This window comes from Phreatobacter oligotrophus (genome assembly GCF_003046185.1).
In the GTDB taxonomy this organism is placed as follows: Bacteria; Pseudomonadota; Alphaproteobacteria; order Rhizobiales; family Phreatobacteraceae; genus Phreatobacter; species Phreatobacter oligotrophus.
Window position 1 is genome coordinate 1 of sequence record NZ_PZZL01000008.1, and the last position, 26,545, is coordinate 26,545.

The following is a 26,545-nucleotide window of genomic DNA, read 5'->3' on the forward strand; positions in this document are numbered from 1 at the left end:
AATCCCGACCAGCTGCGTCGGGGCGTCCGCTGCCATACTGCAAGGGGGTCAACTTTGGACGCCGACAAGGGGTCAACTTTGGGCGCCGATTGACATGTGAGGGTTGATCGCGAACTTGACAGGCTGCTGGCAGAGCGCGGCAGGCCGAAGATGATCGTGAGCGACAATGGCAGCGAGCTGACATCCAACGCCATCCTGGCCTGGGCTGACGCGGCGAGGGTCGAGTGGCACTACATCGCGCCCGGCAAGCCGATGCAGAATGGCTTCATCGAAAGTTTCAACGGCCGCCTGCGGGGCGAGCTGTTGAACTATACGCTGTTCTCCAGCCTCGCCCAGGCCAGAGCCGCACTCTTGCGGTGGTAGCTCGACTACAACACCACAAGGCCGCACTCGACGCTCGGATGGCAGACGCCGATGGACTTCGCGGCCACGTTCCACCCGCGGCGGGATCAGACGCTACGCCTCGCAAATGGCTCCGCGTCTGCCCATCCCGCTCAACCCGCCCGACAGGGCCCAACCATGACGTGCTCCCGGCCTTTTAGGCCAGTCTGAACTGGAATTTTCCACTTATGATCCCCGGGTCGGGGACGAGGAGAGTTCCATGAAGACGTCGAAGTTCACGGAGGCGCAGATCGCCTTCGTGCTGAAGCAGGCGGAGGATGGTGCGCCGATCGCGGAAGTCTGCCGGAAGGCGGGGATCTCGGACGCCACCTTCTACAACTGGCGGAAGAAGTATGCCGGGTTGATGCCGTCCGAGATGAGGCGGCTGCGGCAGCTCGAGGAAGAGAACGCCAAGCTGAAGCGGATCGTCGCGGACCTGTCGCTCGACAAGGCCATGCTCCAGGACGTTCTGGCAAAAAAGCTTTGAGGCCTGCGCGCAAGCGGGAGCTTGTGGACAAGGTTCGCAGTGATTGGAAGGTGTCGGCCAGGCGAGCCTGCGCCACCCTTCGGATCGATCGGGGTCTTTACGTCTACAAGTCGAAGCGTGGCACGCAGGCCGAGCTGAAGCAGCGCATCAAAGAGATCTGCGAGACGCGGGTACGGTACGGCTATCGCCGGGTCCACGTCTTGCTGCGCAGAGATGGATGGGCGGTCAATCCGAAGCGGATCTATCGTCTTTACAAGGAATTGGGACTGCAGTTGCGGAACAAGGTGCCAAAGCGCCGGGTAAAGGCGAAGCTGCGGGACGATCGTCGGGCGGCCACCCGAACGAACGAAACCTGGGCCATGGACTTCGTTCACGACCAGCTGGCGACCGGGCGGAAGATCCGCGTGCTGACGATCGTCGATACCTTCTCCCGATTCTCGCCGGCGGTCGATGCGCGGTTCAGCTACCGGGGTGAGGACGTGGTGCTGACCCTTGAACGGGTCTGCGCTGCCGTCGGCTATCCAGCGACAATCCGTGTTGACCAAGGTTCAGAGTTCGTCAGCCGTGATCTCGATCTGTGGGCCTATCAGAAGGGCGTCATCCTCGACTTCTCCCGGCCTGGCAAGCCGACCGACAACGGCTTCATCGAGTCGTTCAATGGCAAGTTCCGCGCGGAGTGCCTGAACACCCACTGGTTCATGAGCCTTGACGACGCCCGCTCGAAAATGGAGGCTTGGCGTAGAGACTACAACGAAGTCCGGCCACACAGCGCTATCGGCAACAAGCCCCCGATCGCGCTGATAAATAGCTCTCCGGCACCCCCGCCGGCATGAGCCCTAGCCCCGGAAGATTCCAGCTCCGGCTGGCCTAGAAACGGGTAGCGCTTCAACCAACCGCCGGAATGAACTCACAGCTGGATAGAAACTGGGGGCAACGTCAGAAGTGGCGAGTGCATTGTAACCGCTCAATTGATTTCAAGTTTTACGCGGTCGCCGGGTTGAATATCTAGTATTTATAATTGCTTGTCGACATTATTCTACAGTTTTTCGCGAGTGTAGCCGGATGGCCTTTCCATACGTCTGGGGCGGACGAGTGCAGGTCTTTTTAGCTTGTCTCGGATCGGGCGCCCCATCTGGTAGAGGTAGTCAAGGGCTTGGCTTACCGAATCGACCTGGTCGTCGTGCCGACAATTTGGAAACGACAGGATTTCATCCATTAGCAGGGCCAGCCACGGTGCCTCGCTGGGGAAATGGACCTGTGCCGCCTCGAACCGTGAGGCCTGAGCCGCAAAGCGTGTCTGTTTGTCGACGCGCGGTTTCTTTAGGATCGGTCGCAATTCCCGGCCGCGTCTGAGTTCTTGTGCTAGCGCACGGCCAAGCTCGCTATCCTCGATCAGTGTGACGTTCGCCTGCCACTGACGGTCGGTTTGGACAATGAGCCGCTTAAGAGACGGGAATTCGAGCTTGTCCCTTGCCACGTGAAGGAGATAGTAATCATCTCCTTTCGCGCCCCAGACGGTGCCGACAGACCAGTCGGAACCCGCTCCGAGCGTTGAAGCCGTGTCCCAGCTAACGATCGTTTGGTCAAAGACCGACGGTGGAGCGTCGTAGAACCGCAGCCAGCTGCGTCTAACAACGTTTCCGTCCGCTGGCGTTGGTTGTTGTTGGTACTGGGCGGAGAACACCAGAGACCCCTGGGCTTCCTGGATGCTTTGCAGAACGACCAGCGGCTCCCGCTCGCCGTGCAGCGGCGTGCCTTTCTCCCGATGAAAGACGTGCGCTGGATTATCGCTCAGCTGATAAGCGACCTCTTCCGGCGCGATTGCCGGCAGGACCACGTGCTCCCAGTCATCGTGCTGCAGAACGTGGCCAACGAGGTCGTCCTCGTGAAGCCGCTGCATAATGAGGATAATGGCGCCGTACCGTTTGTCGTTCAGGCGCGTCACCAGCCCATTGTTGTAGAACTCTTTTGCCTGGCGACGACCCGCCTCGGAAATACCCTGAATGGCCTTCTGGGGATCGTCGATGATGATGAGGTCTGCGCCGCGACCGAGGATACTGCCCCCCATGCCGCTCGCTAGACGATACCCACCCTGCCGAGTTTCGATCTCCAACGTCCTTTGGCGCACTCCCTTCAGGTCGAGCCGGGGAAAGGCCGAGCGGTACCAGGCACTTTGCATGACTTGCCGGGTATCAATTGAGAGCTTCCGAGCTAGCGCTTCGGCATAGGATACGCAGATGATTTTCGATGAGGGCTCGTGGCCCATAGCCCATGCCGAGAAGGCGATCGAAACTTTGATCGATTTCATTGAGCGCGGTGGCACGTTGATGATGAGGCGGCGAATGTCGCCTCGCGCAAGGCGCGTCAATTGCCAAGAAATATGGTCGATGTGCCAGTTGTGCTGGTAGGGCGTTCCTTCCTCAAGATGCAAGAACGTCCGTCGCGTAAACGCGCTGAGGTCTTGCCTCAGCGCGTTTGCCAGCAGCTTCTTTCGGTCAAGCATGTGGAGGTCTTAGCTCGTGCGGATCTCGATCGTGCCGTCCCCCTTCTGGAGGATCGACGTTACCGACTCTGACACGGCAACAATTCCGTCCGTCGAGGAATTGCGACGGCGCATCGAGGAGATCAGAGCCTCCACAATGCCGACCGGATCTCCGCCTTCAGCAAAGGCCTCAGCGATTTCGGTTTCGAGGCGCGAGACGAGATCCTCATCGATCTCGTCCGCCTCAAGCGACATCGTCCCGTCGGGGTCGAACGTGACCCGGATTTCGCCCGCCAGTGTCGTGGTCATGTTCGATCCCGCCTGCTGGACGCCAAGAGCCTTCAGAATCTCCTCGTCGGCCGGCGATAGCTCATCGTCGCGCTGCTGGTCCGAACGGTTAGCCGCAGCCGTCCAAAGATCCATCACGATCTTGGTCGCTGCCGTGTTGCCCTTCATGGCATCGTTGAAGACACGCATGATCAGGGCCTCAGCGATCGGGACCTGCTGCTGTCGGTTGCCGACAGTTACGGCGCAGGTCTGGCTCGCGAGAAGCGCTTCCATCGCCTCCCAGGGGGCTTTCGGGCGTTTGCGCTTGCCCGAGGGATTGCCGGAAACCCCCTTTTTGAACTGCGTTTCCAGCGGCGGCTTCCCTTTGCCAACCCTGTAGAGCGGCGCGTTCTTGCTCGGGACGTTTCGTTTGTTGTGATTGCTCATGATGCTATTCCTACGCGTCGTTTGCCGTGATGGGGACCGGGCGACGGCGCTCCCGGATCTGCGGGCGTGAAGCGTCAGCTGCGTCCCCTCCCGCGGAATTAACGTTCATGGAGGGGGCCGGAAGGCGTGTGTGGCGGGGCCCGGTGTCGTGCGGTCGCACCTCGGCCGTTAGTTCGTTGAAGGTCGCCCCGCTTGCGACGTGGACTGCCTCCTGGCCGGTGAGGTCCTGCCAGCGGGTCATGATCACCTCGGCGAACTTCGGATCAAGCTCGATGGCCCGGCAGATGCGCCCGGTCTTCTCAGCAGCGATCAGCGTTGTGCCGCTGCCCGCGAAAGGATCTAGAATGATCTCACCGCGACGCGACACATCGCGGATGGCGTCAGCAACCATCATCACCGGTTTGACCGTCGGATGCTGTGCAAGCATCTCCGCTCGTTCCCGGCTGTTCGACGTCATTCCAGGATAGCTCCACACGTTGGTTCGGTTGCGTCCAAAGCGGCCGAGCTGGATGTTGTTCAGATGCTTTCCCGTCCCTGCTTTGAATACGAAGATCAGTTCATGTTGAGACCGGTAGAAGGAACCCATACCGCCGTTGGTCTTTGCCCAGACGATGAGATTCATGAGCTCCGTGTAGGCCGACGTGCCTGCGGCGAGCATCTCCTGCAGGTGCCGCCAGTCCATGCAGACGTAGTTCAGCCCTCCGCCGATCGTATAGGCCGCGCTGAGCTGCATGAAGGAGAGAAGGAAAGCGGTGAACTCCTCGCGGCTCATCTCACCGGAGGCCATGAGGAATTCTTGATGCTTGGTGTTGCCGTTCCCGACTATTCCGTTGATCTCAACGTTATAGGGCGGATCGGTGAAGACCATCCGTGCCTTCTCATCCCCCATCAGCGCCGCATAGGATGATGCGTCCAGCGCGCTTCCGACGAACAGCTTGTGGGAGCCCAGAACCCACACATCGCCGAGCTTTGCTACGGGCTCCGTCGCCGTATCGGGGAGAGAAGCACCGAGATCTACATCCTCGTCGCTGGCCCCATCAGTGAGGGCGAAATCGATTTCGATGCTGGAGAAGCCGGTGATCTCAGGCGCGAAGGGGACATCCACCGACGTGAGGAACGTGAATTCACGAGCAACAGCGTCGGCATCCCATGCCGCATTTTCGGCGATCTTGTTGTCGGCAAGCGCGAATGCGCGCTGGCTCGCTGCATCGAGATGCGAGACATCGCTGATCGGCACCTCGGTCCGCCCTAGACGCAGTGCGGCCTCGTAGATCGCGTGCCCGGCGATGATCTCGCCGTCCTGGCCGATCAGGATTTGGCGAAGGAAGCCGAAGCTCTGGATGCTTTCAGCCACCTGGGCGATCTGTTCGTCCGAATGGATCTTGGCGCGGTGCGGGCTGGGCTTGAGCGTCGCGATTTCGACAAAGGAGACCGTCAGCCGGAAGTCGTCGAACTGACCTTTTGAATTGCTGAGTGCGTCTGCGATGTCCGGCGGTTCATTGCCCGAACCCGGGGTTGATTGAAACGTCTTCGCCATAGGTCCTCCTCGGGTGAAACCGGCAAAGCGCCGGCCGGCTCTCGAATGAACGGACCCGTTCATTCAAAAGAACGAACCTCACCTGAGGTGCGACGAAGGAGGTCCTTAAGTATCTGCGGGCAGACTTGGTGCCCGTCAAGGGGGGTAGGAAATCGCCTCCGAGCGAAGCGGCGCTACGCTCTAAGTCATTGACATAACTGATGTTACGAAAGTGAATAAAATTCACATTTTGCACCGGGGTGCAAAATGCTCCCGATTAACGACAGAAACTATTTGTGTTTTGCCGCTGCCGTCAGTTCCGTCAGTTTCGTTCTCGGGGGGGCTTGAGGTACCAACGTCTTACTCCTGCGGGCACCCGCGGACGACCTGGCACCTTTTCTCGCATGATCACTCGGTGCTGAAACTCGGCTTCGGCGAGGCGCTTCGCCTTCGCAATTGCCGTCACATCAGCGCCTGTCTTGGTTCGGTGGCAGGGGGTGCACAAGGCCTGCAGGAGGGCTGGATCATTCGGGTCGCTGTTCTTGTCCCGAAGCGCTAAGGGCGGGTGGTGGTCAAACTCGGTGAAGTCCGGGCCAAGCAAGCATCCGCATTTGGCGCAGACGCCCTGTTGCCGTTCGACGACCGCCTGCCGGACCCTGCCGGGAATGGCATGGCGCGGGGCGCCAAAGGGATGAGGTTCCCTTCGAACAAACCATTGCTTGCGTTTCATGGCTGGCCTGGTCCAGCGGCTGGAACGTCCGTCGCAAGGACTGGCTGTCGTCGAGAACCATTCTTGGTTCTTTCCTCGCGCTCTGAACGCGGCCTGGACGGGCGCTCGGACCTTGTCGTCCCTTTGTCGCCGGCGATGGCCGGTGCGCCCTTCTCAAGATTGGGATCCTCATCGACAAGACGATCGGCGCTATTGCCTTCGTGCGCCACTTGCTGGTCAACCGCCTTGCGCCTGGCCAAGAAGGCCTCATTCAGTCGTCGACGATCTTGCGGAAGCAGCGGTGCAATCACCTTGACCCTATCCATCGCCCATGACCGCAGGTCCTTAAGGGACGAGAGCCGCTCCAGCTCCTCCGACAATGCGGCTAGTTGGTCGTCAGATGTTCGGGCAAGGTCAAGTGGTGTCAGGGGCTTCGGGAACGATCCATCAGCGGGCCATGATGCACCAGTGTTTGTTCTATCGCCCATATCGCGGCGGTCGTGAGCGCATCGTTTGACCGATATCTCTTCGATCAGTTGGCCAACCGGCTCCTTCGAGCCGGCAATGGGCCGCGACGCATCGTGGTCGCCTGCCGGCAATCCCGCACCAACACAACCGTCCGGGTCATTTTGGGGTGCTATGCCTATCAGCGAGAACAGGGATTGCCGTCTCGCATATGTAAGCGCTGCGCCGAGTTCTCGTGGGTCTGACGCTCCGCCGTGAGGCAGCGGCGCCACGGGATAATCTGCAAGGATCCATTCCCCTGACTCGTGGATGATCCGCGTCTCGAGGATCACAAGTCCTGCCTGGCCGTCGAGCCGTGTGGCCTGGATCAGCGAAAGTCCGTGACGCCCAAGAATAGGCCGTATGAGGGCTAGGCCATCGCCAAGGCTTGCGAAACGATAGGGCTCGATCAGCGCAAGCCCTGAGGGCAGTTCACGCCGGATCTGTCCCTCGTGGCGCGCCTGAGGATTCTGTAGATCACATTGTGCGGCTGCCAGGGCTTTTGCGATGTGGCGAATGCTGTCTGAGGAGCGAGCTGACATGGCTCATGCTCCCGTAAGGATTTCAAAGGACACTGCGCCGGTCTTGCTGCGTTTGGCGCGAAGGCCCTGGCCAATCGCTTCGGCCGCATCGGCTGGAATGAGCGCCTTCAGGCTGTCCTTGGCAGCGACGTGATCATCATGCGCCCGCTTCGTGTTACGAAATTGGGCGGCAAGCACCGCCCATTCATTGCTCCCGGTCATATCAACGATCCGAACGACCTCAGATTTCGGCAGGGGTGGTGGGGCGCCGACCGGCCGGGGAGGGGTGCCAGATGTGACGCAGTCCCAGAATCGCAGCTCTGCCTCCAGCAGTGCGTCCTGATAGATCGGATCGGCTTCGGCCGTGATCAGTACCCATTTCCCGCCGCCGGTAAGGATGGAGAGCCTCGCGGTATTCCTGCCGGCTACCGCCATGTTGTGCTGGAGCTGAGGCATGTGCTTGGCCGCGGCCGCGTCTTCAGAGAACGACCAGGGCAACATGAACTTCGCCTCAAAGATCGCCGTACCCTTGTCTGTCAGACCGTCCAGCGTTGCGGCAAGAAACTCATATGCCGGATGGAACAAGCGCGCCTGAACGTCAAAGACGGTCTCACCTGTCTGCCGCTCGTACCACTCGGTGTTCAATGCTTCGGTCGCACGCCCCAGGGCCACAACCAGATTTCCCGAGTAATCCTCAGATGGGCGAAGTCCTGACTTGAACTCCCAGAGTTTCCTTAACGCAATCTCATCAGAACCCATGATGATTTTTGCATCTGATCCTCCGATGAAGTGTCGGCGTCGTTCATCGGAGTTAATGTTTACATCAGAGTGCCCTGTTTGCATTGTCGTGATGTTCTCTAACATATGAGGCTCACCTTTTACAGTCACGCCGATCCAATTTCTGGCATGCGGATGCATGGATGCTCGATTTTCGCCGTCGATCAAGATAAAAATACTCGATGATAGAACTCATCGCTAAAAATAGACTTGAAGTTTAATGTGAACGGAGTCTTGATGCATCCATCAATTCGATTAATGTGCTCGGGCTAAGTCATGAATATTGGGGTATGATCAAGATAGTGCCGCGATAGCGTTCGAAACGCTGTCGGTCGCCATGCCCCCGAGGGGTTGGCTCCGCATCGTGCCACGTGTCGTCCGAGAGCAACCCTGACCCTCGCTAATTGCCCCGAGACCCGGTTCGCGGTCCCCAGATGAGCCGATTGCCGCCGGCAAAGGCGAGTATCCGTCGCGATGCAAAAACGCGCGCGTTTCCCTGCAGATTTCCCTGCACCAGGGAAAGCCGATGGGGCCGGTGGCTCCAGTGCCTGATGGATTGCCATGCTGATATATCAGGTGTACCTGTCATATCAGGCTGGGATTTTTGGAAATGCTGACGCTGATCGGCGGAGGGCGCGACAGGACTGGGGGGCGGGGCCAGACGGCCGCCGCGGCCATCCATGCGCTGCTGCGCGAGGAGATCCTGTCGCTGCGCCGCAAGCCCGGCGAGCCGATCGCCGAGAAGGACATCGCAGCCGCCCATGGGGTCAGCCGCACGCCGGTGCGCGAGGCGCTCCTGAGGCTCGCCGACGAAGGGCTGGTCGACATCATCGCCAAGTCCGGCACCCATGTGTCGCGCATTCCGCTCGCGGACCTTCCCGAGGCCATCACCATCCGCCGGGTGCTCGAGCAACTTGCGGTGCGCGGCGCCGTCGCCTCGGCGACGGGGAGCCAGATCATCGAATTGCGCGCCATCCTGGTGCGGACCGCCGAGGCGGCGGAGGCGGGCGATACGGAAGCCTTTCACCGCGCCGACGAGGCTTTCCACGAGGCCGTGGCGACCGCAGGCCGCCATCCCGGCGTCTGGGCGCTCGTCCGTCATGTGAAACTGCAGGTCGACCGGTTCCGCCGGCTGACCCTGCCGCTGGAGGGGCGCATGGCGCGGGTCGTCGCCGAGCACGAGGCGGTTCTTGCCGCCATCGAGGCTCGCGATGCCGAGGCCGCCGCCGCCGCCATGGGTGCCCATGTCGACGGGCTGTCGCTCGGCCTCGACGACCTCAAGCGCTTCAACCCCGGCTATTTCCTGGAGGATTCGGCGCGCTCCGACCTGAAGCGCGCCTGAGCACATGCCACCGGCGCCCGTCGCGGGCACCGGCAAGAAGCGGCGGGACCAACCCGCCCGAAAGACCATGATCACACGGGTAGGGAGGATACCCCCATGACCACCATCTCACGCCGCAACGCGCTCATCGCGGGTGCGGGTCTTGCCACCTTCGCTGCCACGCCGCTGCGCGCCCAGCAGGTGAAGCTCAAATGGGCCCACGTCTACGAGACGGGCGAGCCCTACCACACCGAGGCGCTGTGGGCCGCCGGCGAGATCGCCAAGCGCACCAACGGCAAGTTCCAGATCGATGTCTTCCCGGCATCGCAGCTCGGCAACGAGAACCAGATCAACGAGGGCCTGTCGCTCGGCACGGTCGACATGATCTATACCGGCGTTGCCTTCGCCGGCTCGATCCACAAGCCCATCGCCATTTCGAACGCGCCCTACGTGCTGCGCGACTTCGATCACTGGAAGGCCTATCGCGACTCGCCGCTCTTCCGGCAGATCGCCTCGGGCTACGAGGGCCGCACCCGCCACAAGGTCACGGCGCTGACCTATTACGGCGAGCGTCACGTCACCGCCAACAAGGCCATCAACAAACCCGAGGACATGCGCGGCATGAAGCTGCGTGTGCCGCCGGCGCCGCTGTTCCTGATGTTCACCAAGTCGGTCGGCGCCAACGCGACGCCGATCGCCTTCGCCGAGGTCTATCTCGCCCTCCAGCAGGGCACGGTGGACGGCCAGGAGAATCCGCTGCCGACGATCATGGCGAAGAAATTCTACGAGGTGCAGAGCCACATCATGCTCACCGGCCACATCACGGAGTCGCTCCTGTCGATCGTCGGTTCGCATGTCTGGGGCCGCCTCAACGACGCGGAGAAGGCCACCTTCAACGCGGTGCTGCTCGAGGCCGCCTCGCGCGCCTCGAACCAGATCCGCGAGAGCGAGCAGAAGCTGGCGGACGAGTTCCGCAAGCTCGGCAAGACGGTGATCACGCCGGACCGCGCCGCCTTCCGCGCCGCCGCCATGCCGCTGCACAACGATGCGGCATCGGGTGCCGGCTGGTCGAAGGCCGAGTACGACGCGCTGCAGGGCCTCGCCCGCTCGAGCTGAGGCGCATCGCCCAAGGGGATGCCGCCCGCTGCGGCGTCCCCATCGCGCTCCTGACATCGCAATGGCGGCTCCGCGCCGCGAGGACTTCCCATGTCACCCACCCCGCCACCCGCCGGACAACCGAGCGAGGACGTCCATCTCATCGTCGCAACCGACGAGGAGGTGGTGGTCGAGAAATATCCCGAGGACTGGCTGGCGATCGCCATCTTCTGGGGCCTCGCTTTCATCGTCTTCCTGCAGTTCTTCACCCGCTACGTGCTGAACAACAGCCTGGCCTGGACCGAGGAGATCGCCCGCTATCTGCTGATGGTGGTGGTCTTCGTCGGCGGCGCGATGGTGGTTCGGCGCAACACCAACATCGCCGTCGAACTCGTGCAGAACGTCATGCGCGACGGCGGCCTGAAGCGGTCGCTGATCGGCGCCGTCGAGATCATCAAGCTGGTCTTCCTCGGCCTGCTCGCCTGGTTCTCGGTGCTGATCACCGAGCGCATGCACAACCTCTACATGACCGTCTTCGACTGGCCGATGTCGCTGGTCTACGGCGGCATCGCCATCGGCTGCTTCCTGATGGTCATCCGCCAGGCACAGATCGTCTGGCGCGGCTTTCGCACCGGCTTCAGCCGGCCCGATCCCCTCAGCACTGACACCAAGGCCGGCGGCACGCCATGACCATCGTCATTTTCATCTTCTTCGTGGCGCTGCTGGCAGGCATCCCGGTCTTCATCGCGCTGGCCGGTTCGGCGCTCTACTACACCCATTTCGTCGCCTTCATTCCGGACTTCGTGGTGCTGCACCGCATGGCCGGCGGCCTCGATTCCTTCCCCCTGCTGGCGGTGCCCTTCTTCATCCTCGCCGGCAACCTCATGAACTCCGCCGGCATCACCAATCGCATCTATGACTTCGCGGTGGCGGTGGCCGGCTGGATGCGCGGCGGCCTTGCCCAGGTGAACATCGTGGGCTCGGTGATCTTCGCGGGCATGTCGGGCACGGCCATCGCCGATGCGGCCGGCCTCGGCACGATCGAGATCAAGGCGATGAAGGACCACGGCTACTCGACCGAGTTCGCGGTCGGCGTCACCGCGGCTTCCTCGACGCTCGGGCCGATCATCCCGCCCTCGCTGCCCTTCGTCATCTACGGGATGATGGCCAATGTCTCGATCGGCGCGCTGTTCCTCGGCGGCGTGATCCCCGGCCTGTTCATGACCGCCAGCATGATGATCTTCGTGTGGTGGTGCGCCCGGCGCTACAATATGGGCCGCGACCAGGTCTTCCGCTGGAAGGTGCTCGGCCTCACCTTCATCTCGGCGCTGCCGGCGCTGCTGACGCCGATGATCATCATCCTCGGCATGACCTTCGGCTGGTTCACGCCGACGGAGGCGGCGATCGCCGCCTGCACCTGGGCGCTGATCCTCGGCTTCGTGCTCTACCGCTCGCTCACCTGGAAGCAGCTCTACAAGGTGACGCTCGACACGATCGAGACCACCGCGAGCGTGCTGCTCATCGTCGCCGCCGCCTCGCTGTTCGGCTGGGTGCTGACGACGACGCGGCTCACCGAGCTGGCGGCCGAGGGGCTGCTGTCGATCACGACCAACCCCTACATCATCCTCGTCCTGGTCAACATCCTGCTGCTGATCGTCGGCTGCTTCCTCGAGCCCATCGCCTCGATCTCGATCCTGGTGCCGGTGCTCATGCCGATCCTGCTGAAGGTCGGCATCGACCCGATCCATTTCGGGGTGATGATGACGCTGAACCTGATGATCGGCCTGCTGCACCCGCCCCTCGGCATGGTGCTCTTCGTCCTGGCGCGAATATCCGGAATGACGGTGGAGCGAACGACGGTCGCGATCCTGCCCTGGCTGATCCCGCTGCTCTTCTCGCTGGTGGCGATCACCTTCATCCCCGAGCTGACGCTCTGGCTGCCGCGCACGATGGGGCTGGTGAAATAGGCCCGGCCGGCGGCCCGCCTAGCGCGGGCCGTTGGCGAGGCGGCGCTCCCACGCATAGGCGGCCTCGACGATCTTGGTGAGGTCGTCATGGGCCGGCGTCCAGCCGAGGCGGGTGCGGGCGCGGGTCGCGTCCGCCACCACGGCAGCGGCATCGCCCGGCCGGCGCGGGGCGTAGTCGGCGCGGAAGGAGACCTTGGTGACGGCACGCACCGTGTCGATCACCTCCTTCACCGAGTAGCCGTGGCCGTAGCCGCAGTTCGCCACCATGCTCTCGCCGCCTGCCCGCAGATGGGCGAGGGCGGAGAGATGGGCGCGGACGAGATCGGTCACGTGGATGTAGTCGCGCACGCAGGTGCCATCGGGCGTCGGATAGTCGGTGCCGAAGACGTCCATCTTCTCCCGCAGGCCGAGGGCGGTCTGTACCGCCACCTTGATGAGATGCGTGGCGTTCGGCGTCGACTGGCCGGTGCGGCCCTTTGGATCGGCGCCCGCGACGTTGAAGTAGCGCAGCACGACGTAGGTGAGGTCGTGGGCGGCGGCGGCATCGCGCAGCATCCATTCGGTGATGAGCTTGGAGGTGCCGTAGGGACTCTCGGGGCGCGTCGGGGCCTCCTCGCTCACCGGCATGACCTCGGGCGTGCCATAGACCGCAGCGGTCGAGGAGAAGATCATGTGGCGCACGCCCTGCGCCACGCAGGCGGCCATGACGGCGCGGGTCTTCACGGTGTTGGCGAGGTAGTAGCCGAGCGGATCGGCGACCGAATCCGGCACGACGATGCGGGCGGCGAAATGGATGACGGCGTCGATGCCGTGCTGGCGCATCACCGTTTCGACCAGCGCCTGGTCGCCCATGTCGCCGACGACGAGCGTTGCCCGCGGATCGACGGCCCAGACGAAGCCGGTGGACAGGTTGTCGAGGACCACGACCGCCTCGCCGGCGTCGAGCAGTTCCAGGACCATGTGGCTGCCGATATAGCCGGCGCCGCCCGTGACGAGGACCGCCATGGTGTCTTCCCTCCCGCGGCGCGTCCCGGCGCCGGATTGCCCCACGAGGGCTAACCGAAAGAGGTCAAGAAAGTGCCAAGGCAGGGCAGGCGGGCCGGCTCACTCCGCGGCGAGCGGTGTCGCGGCAGCCGGGGCGGCATCGCGCAGCGGCCGGCCGATCGAGTGGTAGGCAAGGCCGCAGGCGCGCGCGTGCGCCGGGTCCAGGAGATTGCGGAGGTCGACCAGCACGGGCGCTGCCATGGTGGCGGCGGCGGCGCGCCAGTCGAGGGCGGCGAAGTCCGGCCATTCCGTCAGGATCACCGCGAGGTCGGCGCCGGCAAGGGCGTCCATGGCGCTCGGGGCCATGGCGACACCGGGGAGGAGAGGGGCGGCCTGGGCCATGCCGGCGGGGTCATGAGCGCGCAGACGCGCCCCGTGGCGCATCAGCTGCGGAAGAATGACGAGCGAGGCGGCCGAGCGCATGTCGTCCGTGCCGGCCTTGAAGGTCAGGCCGAGGATGGCGATGGTCTTGCCGGCGACGGAGCCTCCGGCGGCGCGGATGATCTTGCGGACCATCTCGCCCTTGCGCGCATCGTTGACCGCCACCGCCGTCTCCACCGAGCGCAGCGGCACGCCGTGATCCTGCGCCGTCTTCATCAGCGCCAGCATGTCCTTCGGGAAGCAGGAGCCGCCGAAGCCCGGCCCGGCCTTGAGGAAGCGCTCGCCGATGCGCGGGTCGAGGCCGATGCCGCGGGCAACGTCCTCGACATCCGCGCCGACCTCCTCGCAGAGATTGGCGATCTCGTTGATGTAGGTGATCTTCAGCGCCAGGAAGCAGTTGGCGGCATATTTGATCATCTCCGCCCCGCGCCGGCTGGTTGCGACCAGCGGTGCGCCGGCCTCCGTCAGCGGGCGGTAGATCGCCTCCATGAGGGCGAGGGCGCGGGCATCCTGGGTGCCGACGACGATGCGGTCCGGCCGCATGAAATCGTCGATGGCGGCGCCTTCGCGAAGGAATTCCGGGTTCGACACGACGGCAAATGCCGCCGGGCGGCCGAGGGCCTGCAGCCGCGCCTCGATTTCCTCGCCGGTGCCCACCGGCACGGTTGATTTCACGACGATGGCGGTGAAGCCGTCGAGAGACCGGCCGACCTCGGCGGCGGCCTCCATGACATGGCGCATGTCGGCATGGCCGTCCTCGGGGCGCGGCGGCGTGCCGACGCAGAGGAACACCGCCTCGGCGCCGGGAACGCTGGCGGACAGCTCTGTCGAAAAGGCGAGGCGGCCGGCCGCGGCCTGCGCCGCCACCAGGACGTCGAGCCCGGGCTCGTGGATCGGAATGATGCCGTCGCGGAGGGCGGCGACACGCGCCACATCGCGGTCCACCACCGTCACCTCATGGCCGAGGGCGGCGAGGCATGCGCCGCTGACGAGGCCGACATAACCCGCCCCGACGACGACGATGCGCAGCGTGGTCTGGCCCTTGTCTGCGTGCGGCATCAGCTGGCGTTCCATCCCCGCGGGCACCCCCTGGGCGCCCCGTCATGGTCGAGCAACAGCATTTCAAAGTGACGCCACGACGACAAGGCCGTGGCGGGCGGTCAGCCGCGCCCGCCGGCGGCGATCTTGAGCGGCGTCACGGCCGTCTGGTGCTCGCCCAGGCAGCGCATGGCGATGTCGAGGCTAGCAAGGCCGTCGGCGCCGCCGGTCACCGGAGCGGTGCGGTTGCGCACCGAATCGACGAAGGCGACGAGCTCGGCGCGCAGCGGCTCGGCATAGGCGACCGAGAGGTGGCGCATGGAATAGGAGCCGTCCGGCTTGTAGTCGAAGCACTCGGTCACCTGGCGGGTGATGAGGTCGCCGGAAATGTACTTGTTGCGGGTCGCCACATGCACCGTGCGCGCCTTGAAGGGCGTCAGCCAGTTGGTGTTGATGTGGGCGAGGACCCCGGACTCGGTGCGGAACTGCAGCAGGGCGATGTCTTCGCGCGCCGCATGGATCGAGTTGGTCTGCGGCTGGATCTCGGCAATCTCCGAACCGGTGAACCAGCGGATCAGATCGATGTCGTGGACGGCGAGGTCGATGACGACGCCGATGTCGGACATGCGCGGCGGGAAGGGGCCGACGCGGGTGATCTGGATGGAGAGGATGTCGTCGCCGGCAATCGCCTGGCGGATCGACTGGACCGCGGGGTTGAAGCGCTCGACATGGCCGACCATCAGCGTCACGCCGGCCTTTTCGGCGGCGTCGATGATGCGGCGGCCTTCCTCGACCGTGTGGGCGATGGGCTTCTCGACGAGGACATGGACGCCGCGGGCGATGGCGGCGAGCGAGATAGAGGTGTGAAGCTGGGTCGGCGCCGCGACGGTCAGCGCATCGATGCCGGCATCGAGCAGGGCCTCGAGCGAGGAGAAGCCGGCGCAGCCGAGGCGCGAGGTGACGAACTCGACCTGCGCCTGGTCGGGATCGGCGACGCCGACGAGGGTGACGCCGGGCAGCTCGGAGAGGACGCGCGCGTGGTTCTTGCCCATGACGCCGAGACCGACCACGCCGACGCGCAGGGGGGTGGCCGGGGACTTCGATTGGGTCATGGCATGCCTCGGACTCAAGGATGGCGGCGACGACGGATCGTCGGCCGCGGGCGGCGATCTATACGATTTCGCCACCCCCCTAAGCAAATGCCGGCTCATCACGATCGGTGACCGCCGGTGTCAGGCCGCGGTCAGGCGCGCCGCCAGCCGACCAGCGCGTTGGCCGCGGACTGCCGACGGGCGAGATCGGCAAGGTCGGAGGAGACGATGCGCTGGCCGAGCGGGAAGACCGAGGCCGCCGCGAGCTTGAGATGCGCCCAGCCGAACGGAATGCCGATGATGCTGAGGAAACAGGCCGCCGCCGCCACCACGTGGATGACCATCAGCGACAGGCCGATCGGGATGAACCAGATGACATTGCCAATGAAGCGCAGCACGCCCATGGCGCCGGACGGCCGCCCGGTGAGCTCGCTCGCCCAGACCACGTCCCGGCCGAAGGGCCAGAGCGTGTAGGAGCCGATGCGGAAGCAGGCGAAGGCCCAGGGCAGGCCGACGATGGTGATCGCCGCGAGGATGCCGGCCACGAACCAGGCCAGCCCGGCGAGGAGCCCGCCGAGCACGAACCAGAGGATGTTCAGGATGAGGCGGATCGGGCCCATGGGGTCCTCCGGGGTGACATGACCAAGAGATAGGTATCGCGGGAGCTGCGCGCATCCCCGGTTGGACACCCGCCTTGGCCGGCCTTAAACAGCCTTCGGGAAACACCGGGAGAGAACAATGCCGGCCATCGCCGACCTCAAGGTCAAGCTCTACACGGACGGCGCCGAGAAGGCCTCCATCGTCGAGATGGCGAAGAAGCCGTGGATCCAGGGCTTCACCACCAATCCCTCGCTGCTGAAGAAGGCCGGCGTCTCGGACTATGCGGCTTACGCGGCCGATCTCGTCGCCGCCGTGCCGGACCATCACATCTCCTTCGAGGTCTTTTCCGACGACCTGAAGGAAATGGAGGCGCAGGCCCGCGTCATCGCCACCTGGGGCAAGAACGTCTACGTCAAGCTGCCGGTGACGAACTCGAAGGGCGAGCCGCTCTACGACATGATCCACAAGCTCTCGCGCGAGGGCGTGAAGATCAATTTCACCGCGCTCTACACCGCCGGCCAGATCAAGGCCTCGGTGGAGGCGCTGAAGGGCGGCGCGCCCTCCATCATCTCCGTCTTCGCCGGCCGCCTCGGCGATGCCGGCCACGATTACATGCCGGTGATGACCTATGCGGTGGGCCTTGCCCGCGGCACCGAGACGATCGAGGTCATCTGGGCCTCGACCCGCGAGGTGTGGAACGTTATCGAGGCGGATCGCATCGGCTGCCACATCATCACGGCGCCGGCCGACATCCTGAAGAAGCTTGAGGGCCTCGGCCGCGCGCCGGAGGACATCTCGCTCGACACGGTGAAGGGCTTCGTCGCCGACGCCAAGGCCGCCGGGCTGACGCTGAAGGTGTGAGCCTGCGGACCATGCAGGGCGCCTCTGCCGAAAGCGGCGGTTGAGCGCGGCGCCCTGCCGGGCTCGACTGGCGCCATGGACATGACGCCCGACCCGCTTGCGCCGCCCGCCGGCTTCGTCCGCTTCCGCGACCTCGAAGGCTTCATCGGCCTCGCCGGCCCCTATTTCTGGCGAGCGCTGGCTGATGGCACGGTCGAGTACGGCTTTCGCGCCGAGGCCCGGCACGGCAATCCCAACGGGGTGCTGCACGGCGGCTCGCTCACCACTTTCATGGACACGGTGCTGGGCTACGAGGTGATCCGGCAGACGCGACGGCGCTGCGCCACCATTTCGCTCACCACCGAGTTCGTCGCCGGCGGCAAGCCAGGCGCCTGGATCGCCGGCCGCCTGTCGCTGCGCAAGCTGACCGGGTCCATGGCCTTCATCGACGGCGACACCTATGCCGATGACGTGCTGGTGGCGCTGAACCACGGCATCTTCCGCCTGCTGCCGCCGGAGGATCCGCCCCATGCGCCGCCGGGCGGGCCGCCGCTGGTGCCGGCCGCCTGACGACCGAGCCGAATCGCTCGCCCTCGGCTAGACCTTTCTTTCGCCGGATGGCGCGGCTATGCACCGCCGGCTCGCCCGCGGAGGGGCCGCGTCGCGGCTCCGACCGCCCAAGGATCGCCCGGGGAACCTTTCGGCCGTGATCAAGAACATCTTCTCGGTCTCGGCGATCACCCTCGTCAGCCGCCTGTTCGGCTTCGTGCGCGACCTGATGTTCGCCGCGATCCTCGGTGCCGGGCCGCTGGCGGATGCCTTCTTCGTGGCCTTCCGCATCCCCAACCAGTTCCGCGCCATCTTCGCCGAGGGCGCCTTCTCCGCCGCCTTCGTGCCGGGCTTCGCCAAGGTCGCGGCCGAGCGCGGCCAGAATGCCGCGCTGGTCTTCGCCGACCGGATCTTCGCCTTCCTCATCCTCGCCCAGCTCGTGCTGCTGGTCCTCGCCTTCGTCTTCATGCCGACGGTGGTCGGGCTGATGGCGCCGGGTTTTGCCGACGATCCCGTGCGCTTCCCGGCGGCGGTCGAGCTCACCCGCATCACCTTCCCCTATCTGGCGCTGGTCTCGCTGGTCATCCTGATGAGCGGCGTGCTCAACGCCGTCGGCCGCTTCGCCGCGGCGGCGGCGACGCAGGTCGTGCTCAATATCGGCATCATCGGCGCGCTGCTGCTGGCGGCGAACTTCCGCACCCCCGCCCATGCCGCGGCCTGGGGCATCGTCGTGGCGGGCCTGTTGCAGTTCCTCGTCGTCACCGCCGATGCGCTCAAGGCCAATGTCATGCTGGAGCTGCGCGCGCCGAAGGTGACGCCGGAGGTCCGCCAGTTCTGGAAGACCTTCTTGCCGGCCACCGTCGGCTCGGCCGGCACGCAGATCGCCGTGCTCGCCGATACGGTTGTGGCGAGCTATCTCGTCGCCGGGTCGGTCTCCTGGCTCTATTACGCCGACCGCCTCAACCAGCTGCCGCTCGGCGTCATCGCCATCGCGGTCGGCACGGTGCTGCTCTCGGAGATGAGCCGCCGCGTCGCCGCCGGCGACGATGCCGGCGCCCGCACCGCGCAACTGCGCGCCATCGAGCTGACGCTGGTCTTCACCCTGCCGGCGGTCGCCGCCTTCGTCATCGTGCCGGACACGCTGATGACGGCGCTGTTCATGCGCGGCGAGTTCAGCGCCAATGACGCGATGCAGTCGGCCCGGGCGCTGGCGGCCTATGGGTCGGGGCTCGCGGCGCTGGTGCTCATCCGGCCGCTGACGGTGACGTTCCACGCGCGCGGCGACACCACGACGCCGGTGATCGCGGTCGCCGTCGCCATCACCGTCAATGTCCTGCTCAAGGTGCTGCTGATGGGCCCGCTCGGCCATGTGGGCCTTGCGGTGGCGACCAGCGCGGGGGCCTGGATCAACCTCGCCCTGCTGATCGTCTTCGCCCGCCGGCGCGACCTGCTTGCGCTCGACGAGCGTGCGAAAGTGGTGATGCCGCAGCTTGCCGTGGCCTTCTCGGTGCTGGCGCTGGCGCTGGTGGCGTCCAACACCGCCATCGCCATGCTCATTCCCGGCCGCCTCGGCGCCAAGGTGGAACTGGTGCTGCTCATGGCGATCGGCGGCCTCGCCTATGGCGGCGCGCTGGCCGTCCTCTTCGGCAAGCGCTTCCTCGCCGATCTCAAGCGCCTGAGGCGCGGCATCGAGGGCTGAGGCCACGACGCCAGACATTGCGCGCTTGGAGGACGAGCTGACCGCTCAGCCCTGCGGGGTCGTGACCTTGCGCTGCTGGGCCCGCTCGAGGCCGAGCTTGTGCTCGCGCCACATGACGAAGATGCCGGAGGCGACGACGATGGTGCCGCCGGCGATCACATAGGCGCTCGGCAGGTCGGCGAAGACGAGATAGCCGATGATGACCGCCCAGATCATCGAGAAATAGTCGAAGGGGGCGATCAGCGAGGTGTCGGCGTAGCGGTAGCTCAGCGTCAGGAAGATCTGGCCGAGGCCGCCGGTGACGCCGACCATGACGAGGATGAAGGCCTTCATCGGGCTCGGCACCACCCACTGGCCCATGATCGGGATGACATAGCCGAGCGGCCAGGTGAGCAGCGCCAGGCAGGCGCAGAGCACCATGAAGGTGAAGACGATGGCCGCCGTCGTCTCGGTGTTGACGAGCTTGCGCACCTGGATGGTGGCGAAGGCGGCGCAGATCGCCCCGCCCAGCGAGAAGAGCGCGCCGGTGCTGTGGGCATCGGCCTGGCCGTAGAGGGCGACCACGTCGAGATGCGGCCAGAGGATCACCACGACCCCGACAAAGCCGACGGCCACCGCCGTCCAGCGATAGATGCGCACCTGTTCGCCGAGGATGAAATAGGCCAGCGGCACGACCATCAGCGGCGCGGCGTAGCTGATGGCGGTGGAATCGGCGAGCGGCAGCATGGTGAGGCCAACGAAGCCGGAGAACATGCCGGTGGCGCCGATGACGCCGCGCTTCATGTGGGAGAGGAAGCTCACATAGCGGAAGGCGTCCATGACCTCATGGCGCCAGGCCAACATCATGAAGAGCGGGATCAGGGCGAAGAAGGACCGGCAGAACACCACCTCGCCGACCGGGATCTCCTTGCCCGCCACGCGCACCAGCGTCGACATGGAGGTGAAGGCCACCGTCGACATGAGCTTGAAGAGAATTCCCGTGGCAGCGCGGGAGAGAACAGGCATGTCGGGAGGAAAGGCCGGAGGAGAGCTTTGATCTCCTTTGAACCACGCCGTGGCCGATTCAGGCAGCCCCGTCGGTGCAGTGAAGCCCTGCGGCGCTGTCCCCGAGCAGCCCAACCGCGGTCATGCCGACGCCGCTTTCCCCGCCGCGGGTGCGGTTGCGCAGGTTGTCGCAGGGGTTAAGGTCCGTTCACCACCCTGCAAGAGGTGGTGCCACGACCTCATCGTCAGACAACGGGACCCCCGATGGACAGCCTCAATCCGACCCTCAATGCCTGGGCACCGCGCGTGCTCTCGATCGTCCGCATCATGTTCGCGCTGGTGCTGCTGCAGCATGCCTTCGTGAAGCTGTTCAGCTTCCCGATGGCCGTCAATTTCGCGCCGGTCGGTTCGCTCCCGTGGATCGCCGCTCTTATCGAATTTGCCACCGGATTGCTGCTTCTGGCCGGCTTTTTCACCCGTCCGGCGGCTTTTCTGCTCGCCGGCACCATGGCCGCCGCCTATTTCATCGGCCATGCGCCCCGCGGCTTCTACCCCATCCAGAACGGCGGCAGCCTGGCCATCATGTACTGCTTCACCGCGCTTTACCTGGTCTTCGCCGGCCCGGGCCCGTGGAGCGTCGACGCCCAGCGGACCTCCAACCCCTGATGATCTGATCCGTCACGTCCGGTGACGACGATGGCCGCGAAGAGCTCACGCTCTCGCGGCCTTTTCATTGCGCCGTTGCTGGTTCATTGCGTTCATGCCCATAAGTCACCAGGAGGCAACCTGTCTCTAGGGCAGGCTATCCGCTCACGATTTGCCGGCTTGTGGTCACGGTTGCGTGATATCAAGCGCGATTTCAGGAGCTCATTCAGGGCCGTCGCAGGGTTGGTAGAACGAGACGCGCGCTGACTTGGCCAGCAGCCCTCGTCGTCGGCCGTCGGCTGGTTCGCTGCAAAAATGCATAATTGTGCTTGCCGTCATGCAAGCATGAAGCGGCGGCAGGGCAGGGCCCCGCCGCCAGCCTTTCCAAGACCTCAGGCGGCCTTCGCCGCCTTGGCCTGCTGGATCGCCTCCCAGACCACCGCGGGGGTGGCGGGCATGTCGATCTCCTTGATGCCGTAGGCGCGCCAGAGCGCGTCGACGAGGGCGTTCATCACCGCCGGGCAGGCGCCGATGGTGCCGGCCTCGCCGGCGCCCTTGATGCCCAGCAGATTGGTCACGCAGGGCACGTTGCGGGTCTCGAAGTGGAAGTTCGGGATGTGGTCGGCCCGCGGCATGGCGTAGTCCATGAACGAGGCGGTGAGCAGTTGGCCGCTCTCCTTGTCGTAGACCGTGCGCTCCAGCAGGGCCTGGCCGATGCCCTGGACGATGCCGCCATGGACCTGGCCGGCGAGCAGCGTCGGGTTGATGGTGACGCCGAAGTCATCGACGACGGTGTAGCCGACGATGGTGGTGGCACCCGTGTCCGGATCGACCTCGACCTCGCAGATATGCGTCCCGTTCGGGAAGGTCGGCTCCGGCGGGCGCCAGGTGCCGTGGGACTTCAGCTTCTCCTCGGCGCCGGGCAGGGAGGCGATCTTCTCGTAGGAGATTGACTTGTCGGTGCCGACGACGCGGACATTGCCGCCGACGATCTCGACGTCGGCGACGCCGACCTCCATCTCGGTCGCCGCCATCTCCTTGATGACGTCGGCGAGCGCCCGCGCGCCAACATCCACCGCCGCGCCGCCGACGGGCAGCGAGCGCGAGCCACCGGTGCCGGTGCCGGAGGGGATGAGGTCGGTGTCGCCCTGGATCACGGTGATGCGCTCGACGGGGATGTCGAGGTGCTGCGAGGCGAGCTGCGCATAGGCGGTCTTGTGGCCCTGGCCGTTGGACTGCGTGCCGACCTTGATGATGACCGAGCCGTCCTTCTCGAGGCTCATCCAGGCGTTCTCGGGCGCGCCGCCGCCGCAGGCCTCGATATAGGTGGCCATGCCGATGCCGCGGATCTTGCCGGCCTTGCGGGCGACCTTGAGGCGGTCCTTGAACGTGTCCCAGCCCGCCACTTCCATGGCGCGGGTCATGTGGCCGTCGAACTCGCCGGAATCATAGGTGCGGCCGACCGGCGTCTTCCACGGGAACTGGTCGGGCCGGATGAAGTTGCGGCGGCGCACCTCGGCCGGGGTCGAGCCGGTCTCGATGGCGATGCGGTCCATGAGGCGCTCGATGAGATAGGCCGCCTCTGGGCGGCCGGCGCCGCGATAGGCGTCCACCGGCACGGTGTTGGTGTAGGCGTACTTCAGCCGCACATCCATGGCCGGGAAGGCATAGACGCCAGCCAGCATCAGCGCGCCGACGTAAGGGATGAAGGTCGCGTACTGGGAGAGATAGGCGCCCATGTCGGCGATGGTCTGCACCTTCACCGCCAGCACCTTGCCGCGCTTGTCGAGCGCGGCGGTGGCGGTCGAGACGTTGTCACGGCCCTGGCTGCAATTGACGAAATGGTCGCCGCGCTCCTGCACCCACGCGACCGGCTTCTTCAGCTTACGCGCCGCCACCATGCAGAGCGGATACTCGCGGAACATGAAGGTCTTGGTGCCGAAGCCGCCGCCGACATCGGGCGTGACGACGCGGATCTTCTCCTTCGGCATGTTGAAGATCTTGGTCGCCAGCGTCGCCTGGATGCCGTGCGAGCCCTGGCTGCCGAGGGTGAGCGTGAAGCCCTTGGACTTCGCGTCGTACTCGGCGAGGCAGCCGCGCGTCTCCATGTAGTTGGTGATCAGGCGGTTGTTGACGATGGTCACCGAGACGGTGCGGTGGGCCTTCTCGAAGGCCTTGGCCGTGGCGTCGGCATCGCCGAGATGGACCTCGCCGCAGAGATTGCCGGCAATGTCCGGCCAGACCTGCGCGGCGCCGGGCTTCAGCGCATCGACGGCGTCGATGATCGGCTCACGCGAGGTCCATTCGATCTCGATGGCCTCGGCGGCATCCTTGGCGCGGTCGAGCGTGTCGGCCACGACGAAGGCGACGCCGTCACCGACATGGCGCACCGTCTTCGAGCAGAGCACCTCCCATGGCGGGTTCGGGATCGGCTTCACCGAGGGGATCTGCGACAGGCAGGGCAGGAGCCCGACGCCCTCGAGGTCCGCATGGGTGAAGATGGCCTTCACGCCCTTCATGGCGCGCGCGGCGGAGGTGTCCTTGATGACGAAATCGGCGAAGGCGAAGGGCGAACGCAGCACATAGCCGACGAGGGCGCCTTGCGGCACGAGGTCGGAGACATAGCGGCCCTCGCCCTTGATCAGCGGCGCGTCCTCGACCCGGCTCACAGCCTGGCCCATTCCGAATTTCGTCGGCGTCATGTCACGTGCTCCGGGGAACTCGGGGAAGAGAATGGAACGCTTCGAGCCTGCGAGGCAAGATGGACCGATAGCAGGGGCGCAATGCGGTGCTGGCTGGCCCGAGACCGCATCCCTGTCGTAGGAAAGGACCCGTCAGCCGGAGCCGTGCATGTCCGAGGACGACCGAAACGCGACACCCCCCGCCATCTATGTCGGCCTCGCCTTCTGCATGGCGGCGGTGGCGTGGTGGTTCGCCTACTACGCCCAGTATGGCGGCGCCTTCGGGCTCCTCGGCCTGAAAGTGGCCTGCATCGGCTTTGCGACGCCGGAATGCAGCTTCTTCCAGGCGAATATCCGCGGCAGCGTTCCGCGCTACGTGCCGGTTCTCTGGTATGCGGGCATGGTGACGCTCGCCTTCGGCGTCTGGCAGCTCTGGCAGCAGCGGCCGAAATAGGGCGCTCGGTCAGAATGCCTTGAACGTGATGATCGTGTGGGTGTCCTGGATGCCCGGGATCAGCTGCACCTTCTCATTGACGAAATGGCCGATGTCGGTGCCCGGCTCGACATAGAACTTCACCAGCAGATCGAAATTGCCGGCGGTCGAGTAGATCTCCGAGGCGATCTCGCGATCGGCGAGGGCGGCAGCGACCTCATAGGCCTTGCCGAGCTGGCATTTGATCTGGACGAAAAAGGCGATCATGAGGACCTCGCGGCGCAGATGGCCTGACATGCCACCAAAGCCGGCGCGCGTCATCCCCTCGCGTGGCGGTTGCCATGCGGCGCCGGCCTCCCTTGCGCCGGCGAAGCGCTTGGCCTAACTCTTGGGACATCTCGTCGGGGTGCCCCAAAGGGGCTGAGAGGCCGGTCACGGCCAACCCGTCGCACCTGATCCGGGTCATGCCGGCGGAGGAAACCGAGATGGATGCCCTGTCCCCGTCCGGGGAAGCCCTGTCGCCCCATACCGTCGTCGCCGCTGCGCAAGCTGGCCTTGCCGCCATCCGCGCCCGCCGGCCGCGCATCCATTGCATCACCAATTCGGTTGCGCAGGCCTATACGGCGAACGCGCTGCTCGCCATCGGCGCCATTCCCTCCATGACCACCTCGCCCGACGAGATCGCCGCCTTTGCCGGCAGCGCCGACGGGCTGCTCGTCAATCTCGGCACGCTGGAGCCGGAGCTGCGGGCGGTGATCGCAACGGCCATCGATGCCGCCGCGGGAGCAGGCCGGCCCTGGCTGCTGGACCCGGTCTTCGTCGACCGCTCGCCGCCGCGGGCGGCCTTCGCACGGGAGATCGCGGCGCGCCGTCCGACGGTCATCCGCGCCAATGCCGCCGAGATCGGCGCGCTGGCCCCGGGGGAGGGGCCCGCGGCCCTCGCCGCACGGCTCGGCACGGTCGTCGCCGTCACGGGGGAGGCCGACAGGGTGACGGATGGGGCCAAGGGCTTCGCCATCGCCAACGGCCATCCGCTGATGGCGCGCGTCACCGCCATGGGCTGCGCCGGTGCCGCCATCACCACCGCCTTCCTGTCGGTCGGCGCCCCGCCGATGGTCGCGACCGCGGCCGCCCTCGCCGTGCTCGGCCTTGCCGGGGAGGTTGCGGCGCGCACCGCCTCGGGGCCCGGCAGCTTCGCCATCGCCTATCTCGACGCCCTCGACGCGCTCACCCCCGACGCCCTCGCGGACGGAGCGCGCATCAAAGTCCTCACGCCAGGAGACGCCTCGTGACCGCCATCGCCGTGACCATTGCGGGCTCGGATTCCGGCGGCGGCGCCGGCATCCAGGCCGACCTCAAGACCTTCTCCGCCCTCGGCGTCTATGGCGCGAGCGTCATCACCGCACTGACCGCACAGAACACCCTCGGCGTGCAGGCGATCCACGACGTGCCGGCGGCCTTCATTGCTGCGCAGATGGATTCGGTCTTCTCCGACCTCGCGGTCGGCGCCGCCAAGATCGGCATGCTCTCGCAGGTGCCGGTGATCGAGGCCGTGGCCGCGGGCCTCGACCGCCACGGCGTCAAGGCCGTCGTGCTCGACCCCGTCATGGTCGCGACCTCTGGCGACCGGCTGCTCAACCCCGATGCCATCTCGGCGCTGAAGCGGCTCTTGCTGCCGCGCGCCGTCGTGGTGACGCCGAACCTCCTGGAGGCGGCGGCGCTGCTCGACCAGCCGGTAGCGCTCGGCGAGGAGGACATGCTGGCCCAGGGCCAGAGGCTCATCGCGCTTGGCGCGCCGGCCGTGCTGATGAAGGGTGGCCACGGCCATGGTGATACCAGCGTCGACCTGCTGGTGACGCGCGAGGGCGCGGTGCGGCTGGAGGCCCCGCGCATCGCCACCCGCAACACCCACGGCACGGGTTGCACGCTCTCCTCGGCCATCGCCGCGGGCCTCGCCAAGGGATTCCCGCTCGGCGAGGCCGTGTCCGAGGCCAAGGACTACGTCACGAAAGCCATTGCTGCCTCCGACCGCCTTTCCATCGGCTCCGGCCACGGACCGACCCATCATTTTCATGCCTGGTGGTGA

Annotated in this window: 24 protein-coding genes, 1 pseudogene and 1 riboswitch; of the genes and pseudogenes, 13 read left to right on the forward strand and 12 right to left on the reverse strand. The window is 65.4% G+C overall.

The genetic code is table 11. From position 1 onward, the window contains the following. Window positions 1–99: 99 nt before the first annotated feature. Together C8P69_RS16800 and C8P69_RS16805 are read left to right on the forward strand one after the other, a co-directional pair. Window positions 100–552: pseudogene (locus C8P69_RS16800) on the forward strand (integrase core domain-containing protein); the annotation flags it as partial. 49 nt (window positions 553–601) lie between these two features. After that, window positions 602–1,701 (forward strand): IS3 family transposase gene (locus C8P69_RS16805; protein WP_108178603.1). Its coding sequence is split into 2 segments (ribosomal slippage): window positions 602–854 and window positions 854–1,701, totalling 1,101 coding nucleotides; the frame shifts between segments, so codons are not numbered across the junction. Window positions 1,702–1,904: 203 nt separating this feature from the next. Here C8P69_RS16805 and terL read toward each other — a convergent pair. The 5 genes from terL to C8P69_RS16830 form a co-directional block, all read right to left on the reverse strand. Beyond that, window positions 1,905–3,371: a phage terminase large subunit gene (terL, locus tag C8P69_RS16810; RefSeq protein WP_108178604.1), complete on the reverse strand. Its 1,467-nt coding sequence runs from the start codon at window positions 3,369–3,371 to the stop codon at window positions 1,905–1,907. A gap of 9 nt (window positions 3,372–3,380) precedes the next feature. Beyond that, window positions 3,381–4,064: a DUF5681 domain-containing protein gene (locus C8P69_RS16815; RefSeq protein ID WP_146167367.1), complete on the reverse strand. Its 684-nt coding sequence runs from the start codon at window positions 4,062–4,064 to the stop codon at window positions 3,381–3,383. Window positions 4,065–4,074: 10 nt separating this feature from the next. Then, a complete protein-coding gene (locus C8P69_RS16820) occupies window positions 4,075–5,601 on the reverse strand; it encodes a site-specific DNA-methyltransferase (RefSeq protein WP_170118280.1) in 1,527 nt (508 codons plus the stop codon). Between the two features lie 705 nt (window positions 5,602–6,306). Then, complete coding sequence (locus C8P69_RS16825; RefSeq protein WP_108178607.1) at window positions 6,307–7,335, reverse strand: ERF family protein; 1,029 nt, start codon at window positions 7,333–7,335, stop codon at window positions 6,307–6,309. A 3-nt stretch (window positions 7,336–7,338) separates the two neighbouring features. Beyond that, on the reverse strand, window positions 7,339–8,259 hold the full coding sequence (locus tag C8P69_RS16830; protein WP_245902097.1) for a YqaJ viral recombinase family protein: 921 nt from the start codon (window positions 8,257–8,259) through the stop codon (window positions 7,339–7,341). A 442-nt stretch (window positions 8,260–8,701) separates the two neighbouring features. Between C8P69_RS16830 and C8P69_RS16835 the strand changes: the two genes are divergently transcribed. The 4 genes from C8P69_RS16835 to C8P69_RS16850 all read left to right on the forward strand — a co-directional run bounded on the left by C8P69_RS16835 (window position 8,702) and on the right by C8P69_RS16850 (window position 12,474). Further along, the gene (locus C8P69_RS16835) at window positions 8,702–9,433 is read left to right on the forward strand and encodes a GntR family transcriptional regulator (protein WP_108178608.1); all 732 of its coding nucleotides are present in this window, start codon (window positions 8,702–8,704) and stop codon (window positions 9,431–9,433) included. A 96-nt stretch (window positions 9,434–9,529) separates the two neighbouring features. Beyond that, entirely contained in the window at window positions 9,530–10,528 is a 999-nt protein-coding gene (locus C8P69_RS16840) for a sialic acid TRAP transporter substrate-binding protein SiaP (protein WP_108178609.1), read from the forward strand. A gap of 90 nt (window positions 10,529–10,618) precedes the next feature. Then, a complete protein-coding gene (locus tag C8P69_RS16845; RefSeq protein WP_108178610.1) occupies window positions 10,619–11,197 on the forward strand; it encodes a TRAP transporter small permease in 579 nt (192 codons plus the stop codon). Continuing rightward, entirely contained in the window at window positions 11,194–12,474 is a 1,281-nt protein-coding gene (locus C8P69_RS16850; RefSeq protein WP_108178611.1) for a TRAP transporter large permease, read from the forward strand. Before C8P69_RS16845 ends, C8P69_RS16850 begins: the two co-directional genes overlap by 4 nt. Window positions 12,475–12,492: 18 nt before the next feature. On the opposite strand, the gene galE is transcribed toward C8P69_RS16850, so the two are convergent. From galE to C8P69_RS16870, 4 genes are all read right to left on the reverse strand, one after another. Further along, the gene (gene galE, locus C8P69_RS16855) at window positions 12,493–13,479 is read right to left on the reverse strand and encodes a UDP-glucose 4-epimerase GalE (RefSeq protein ID WP_108178612.1); all 987 of its coding nucleotides are present in this window, start codon (window positions 13,477–13,479) and stop codon (window positions 12,493–12,495) included. A 99-nt stretch (window positions 13,480–13,578) separates the two neighbouring features. Next, window positions 13,579–14,928: a UDP-glucose dehydrogenase family protein gene (locus tag C8P69_RS16860; RefSeq protein ID WP_108178797.1), complete on the reverse strand. Its 1,350-nt coding sequence runs from the start codon at window positions 14,926–14,928 to the stop codon at window positions 13,579–13,581. A 131-nt stretch (window positions 14,929–15,059) separates the two neighbouring features. Beyond that, window positions 15,060–16,049 carry a Gfo/Idh/MocA family protein gene (locus tag C8P69_RS16865; RefSeq protein ID WP_108178613.1) on the reverse strand — a complete coding sequence of 330 codons (990 nt, stop codon included), beginning with the start codon at window positions 16,047–16,049 and terminating at the stop codon, window positions 15,060–15,062. 131 nt (window positions 16,050–16,180) lie between these two features. Beyond that, the gene (locus C8P69_RS16870; protein ID WP_245902098.1) at window positions 16,181–16,648 is read right to left on the reverse strand and encodes a YccF domain-containing protein; all 468 of its coding nucleotides are present in this window, start codon (window positions 16,646–16,648) and stop codon (window positions 16,181–16,183) included. 118 nt (window positions 16,649–16,766) lie between these two features. On the opposite strand from C8P69_RS16870, the gene C8P69_RS16875 reads away from it, so the two are divergent. The 3 genes from C8P69_RS16875 to murJ all read left to right on the forward strand — a co-directional run bounded on the left by C8P69_RS16875 (window position 16,767) and on the right by murJ (window position 19,716). Beyond that, a complete protein-coding gene (locus tag C8P69_RS16875) occupies window positions 16,767–17,489 on the forward strand; it encodes a transaldolase (RefSeq protein WP_108178614.1) in 723 nt (240 codons plus the stop codon). A gap of 75 nt (window positions 17,490–17,564) precedes the next feature. After that, the gene (locus C8P69_RS16880) at window positions 17,565–18,038 is read left to right on the forward strand and encodes a PaaI family thioesterase (RefSeq protein ID WP_245902099.1); all 474 of its coding nucleotides are present in this window, start codon (window positions 17,565–17,567) and stop codon (window positions 18,036–18,038) included. Between the two features lie 136 nt (window positions 18,039–18,174). Next, entirely contained in the window at window positions 18,175–19,716 is a 1,542-nt protein-coding gene (gene murJ / locus C8P69_RS16885) for a murein biosynthesis integral membrane protein MurJ (RefSeq protein WP_108178800.1), read from the forward strand. Window positions 19,717–19,761: 45 nt separating this feature from the next. Here murJ and C8P69_RS16890 read toward each other — a convergent pair whose 3' ends face one another. Then, window positions 19,762–20,721 (reverse strand): DMT family transporter, encoded by a 960-nt coding sequence (locus C8P69_RS16890; RefSeq protein ID WP_108178615.1) that lies wholly within the window; start codon window positions 20,719–20,721, stop codon window positions 19,762–19,764. 285 nt (window positions 20,722–21,006) lie between these two features. Between C8P69_RS16890 and C8P69_RS16895 the strand changes: the two genes are divergently transcribed. Beyond that, on the forward strand, window positions 21,007–21,366 hold the full coding sequence (locus C8P69_RS16895) for a DoxX family protein (RefSeq protein ID WP_425440765.1): 360 nt from the start codon (window positions 21,007–21,009) through the stop codon (window positions 21,364–21,366). 371 nt (window positions 21,367–21,737) lie between these two features. Here C8P69_RS16895 and C8P69_RS16900 read toward each other — a convergent pair whose 3' ends face one another. Further along, window positions 21,738–24,047: a xanthine dehydrogenase family protein molybdopterin-binding subunit gene (locus C8P69_RS16900; protein WP_108178617.1), complete on the reverse strand. Its 2,310-nt coding sequence runs from the start codon at window positions 24,045–24,047 to the stop codon at window positions 21,738–21,740. Between the two features lie 148 nt (window positions 24,048–24,195). Between C8P69_RS16900 and C8P69_RS16905 the strand changes: the two genes are divergently transcribed. Next, window positions 24,196–24,480 (forward strand): hypothetical protein, encoded by a 285-nt coding sequence (locus C8P69_RS16905; RefSeq protein WP_108178618.1) that lies wholly within the window; start codon window positions 24,196–24,198, stop codon window positions 24,478–24,480. Between the two features lie 9 nt (window positions 24,481–24,489). On the opposite strand, the gene C8P69_RS16910 is transcribed toward C8P69_RS16905, so the two are convergent. Then, entirely contained in the window at window positions 24,490–24,726 is a 237-nt protein-coding gene (locus tag C8P69_RS16910) for an Lrp/AsnC ligand binding domain-containing protein (RefSeq protein ID WP_108178801.1), read from the reverse strand. 125 nt (window positions 24,727–24,851) lie between these two features. Next, a riboswitch (TPP riboswitch) is annotated at window positions 24,852–24,956 on the forward strand. Between C8P69_RS16910 and C8P69_RS16915 the strand changes: the two genes are divergently transcribed. Then, window positions 24,945–25,751, forward strand: coding sequence for a hydroxyethylthiazole kinase (locus C8P69_RS16915; protein ID WP_108178802.1), 807 nt, complete (start codon window positions 24,945–24,947; stop codon window positions 25,749–25,751). Its footprint overlaps the riboswitch before it by 12 nt. Continuing rightward, on the forward strand, window positions 25,748–26,545 hold the full coding sequence (gene thiD, locus C8P69_RS16920) for a bifunctional hydroxymethylpyrimidine kinase/phosphomethylpyrimidine kinase (protein WP_108178619.1): 798 nt from the start codon (window positions 25,748–25,750) through the stop codon (window positions 26,543–26,545). The genes C8P69_RS16915 and thiD overlap by 4 nt, the downstream gene beginning before the upstream one ends.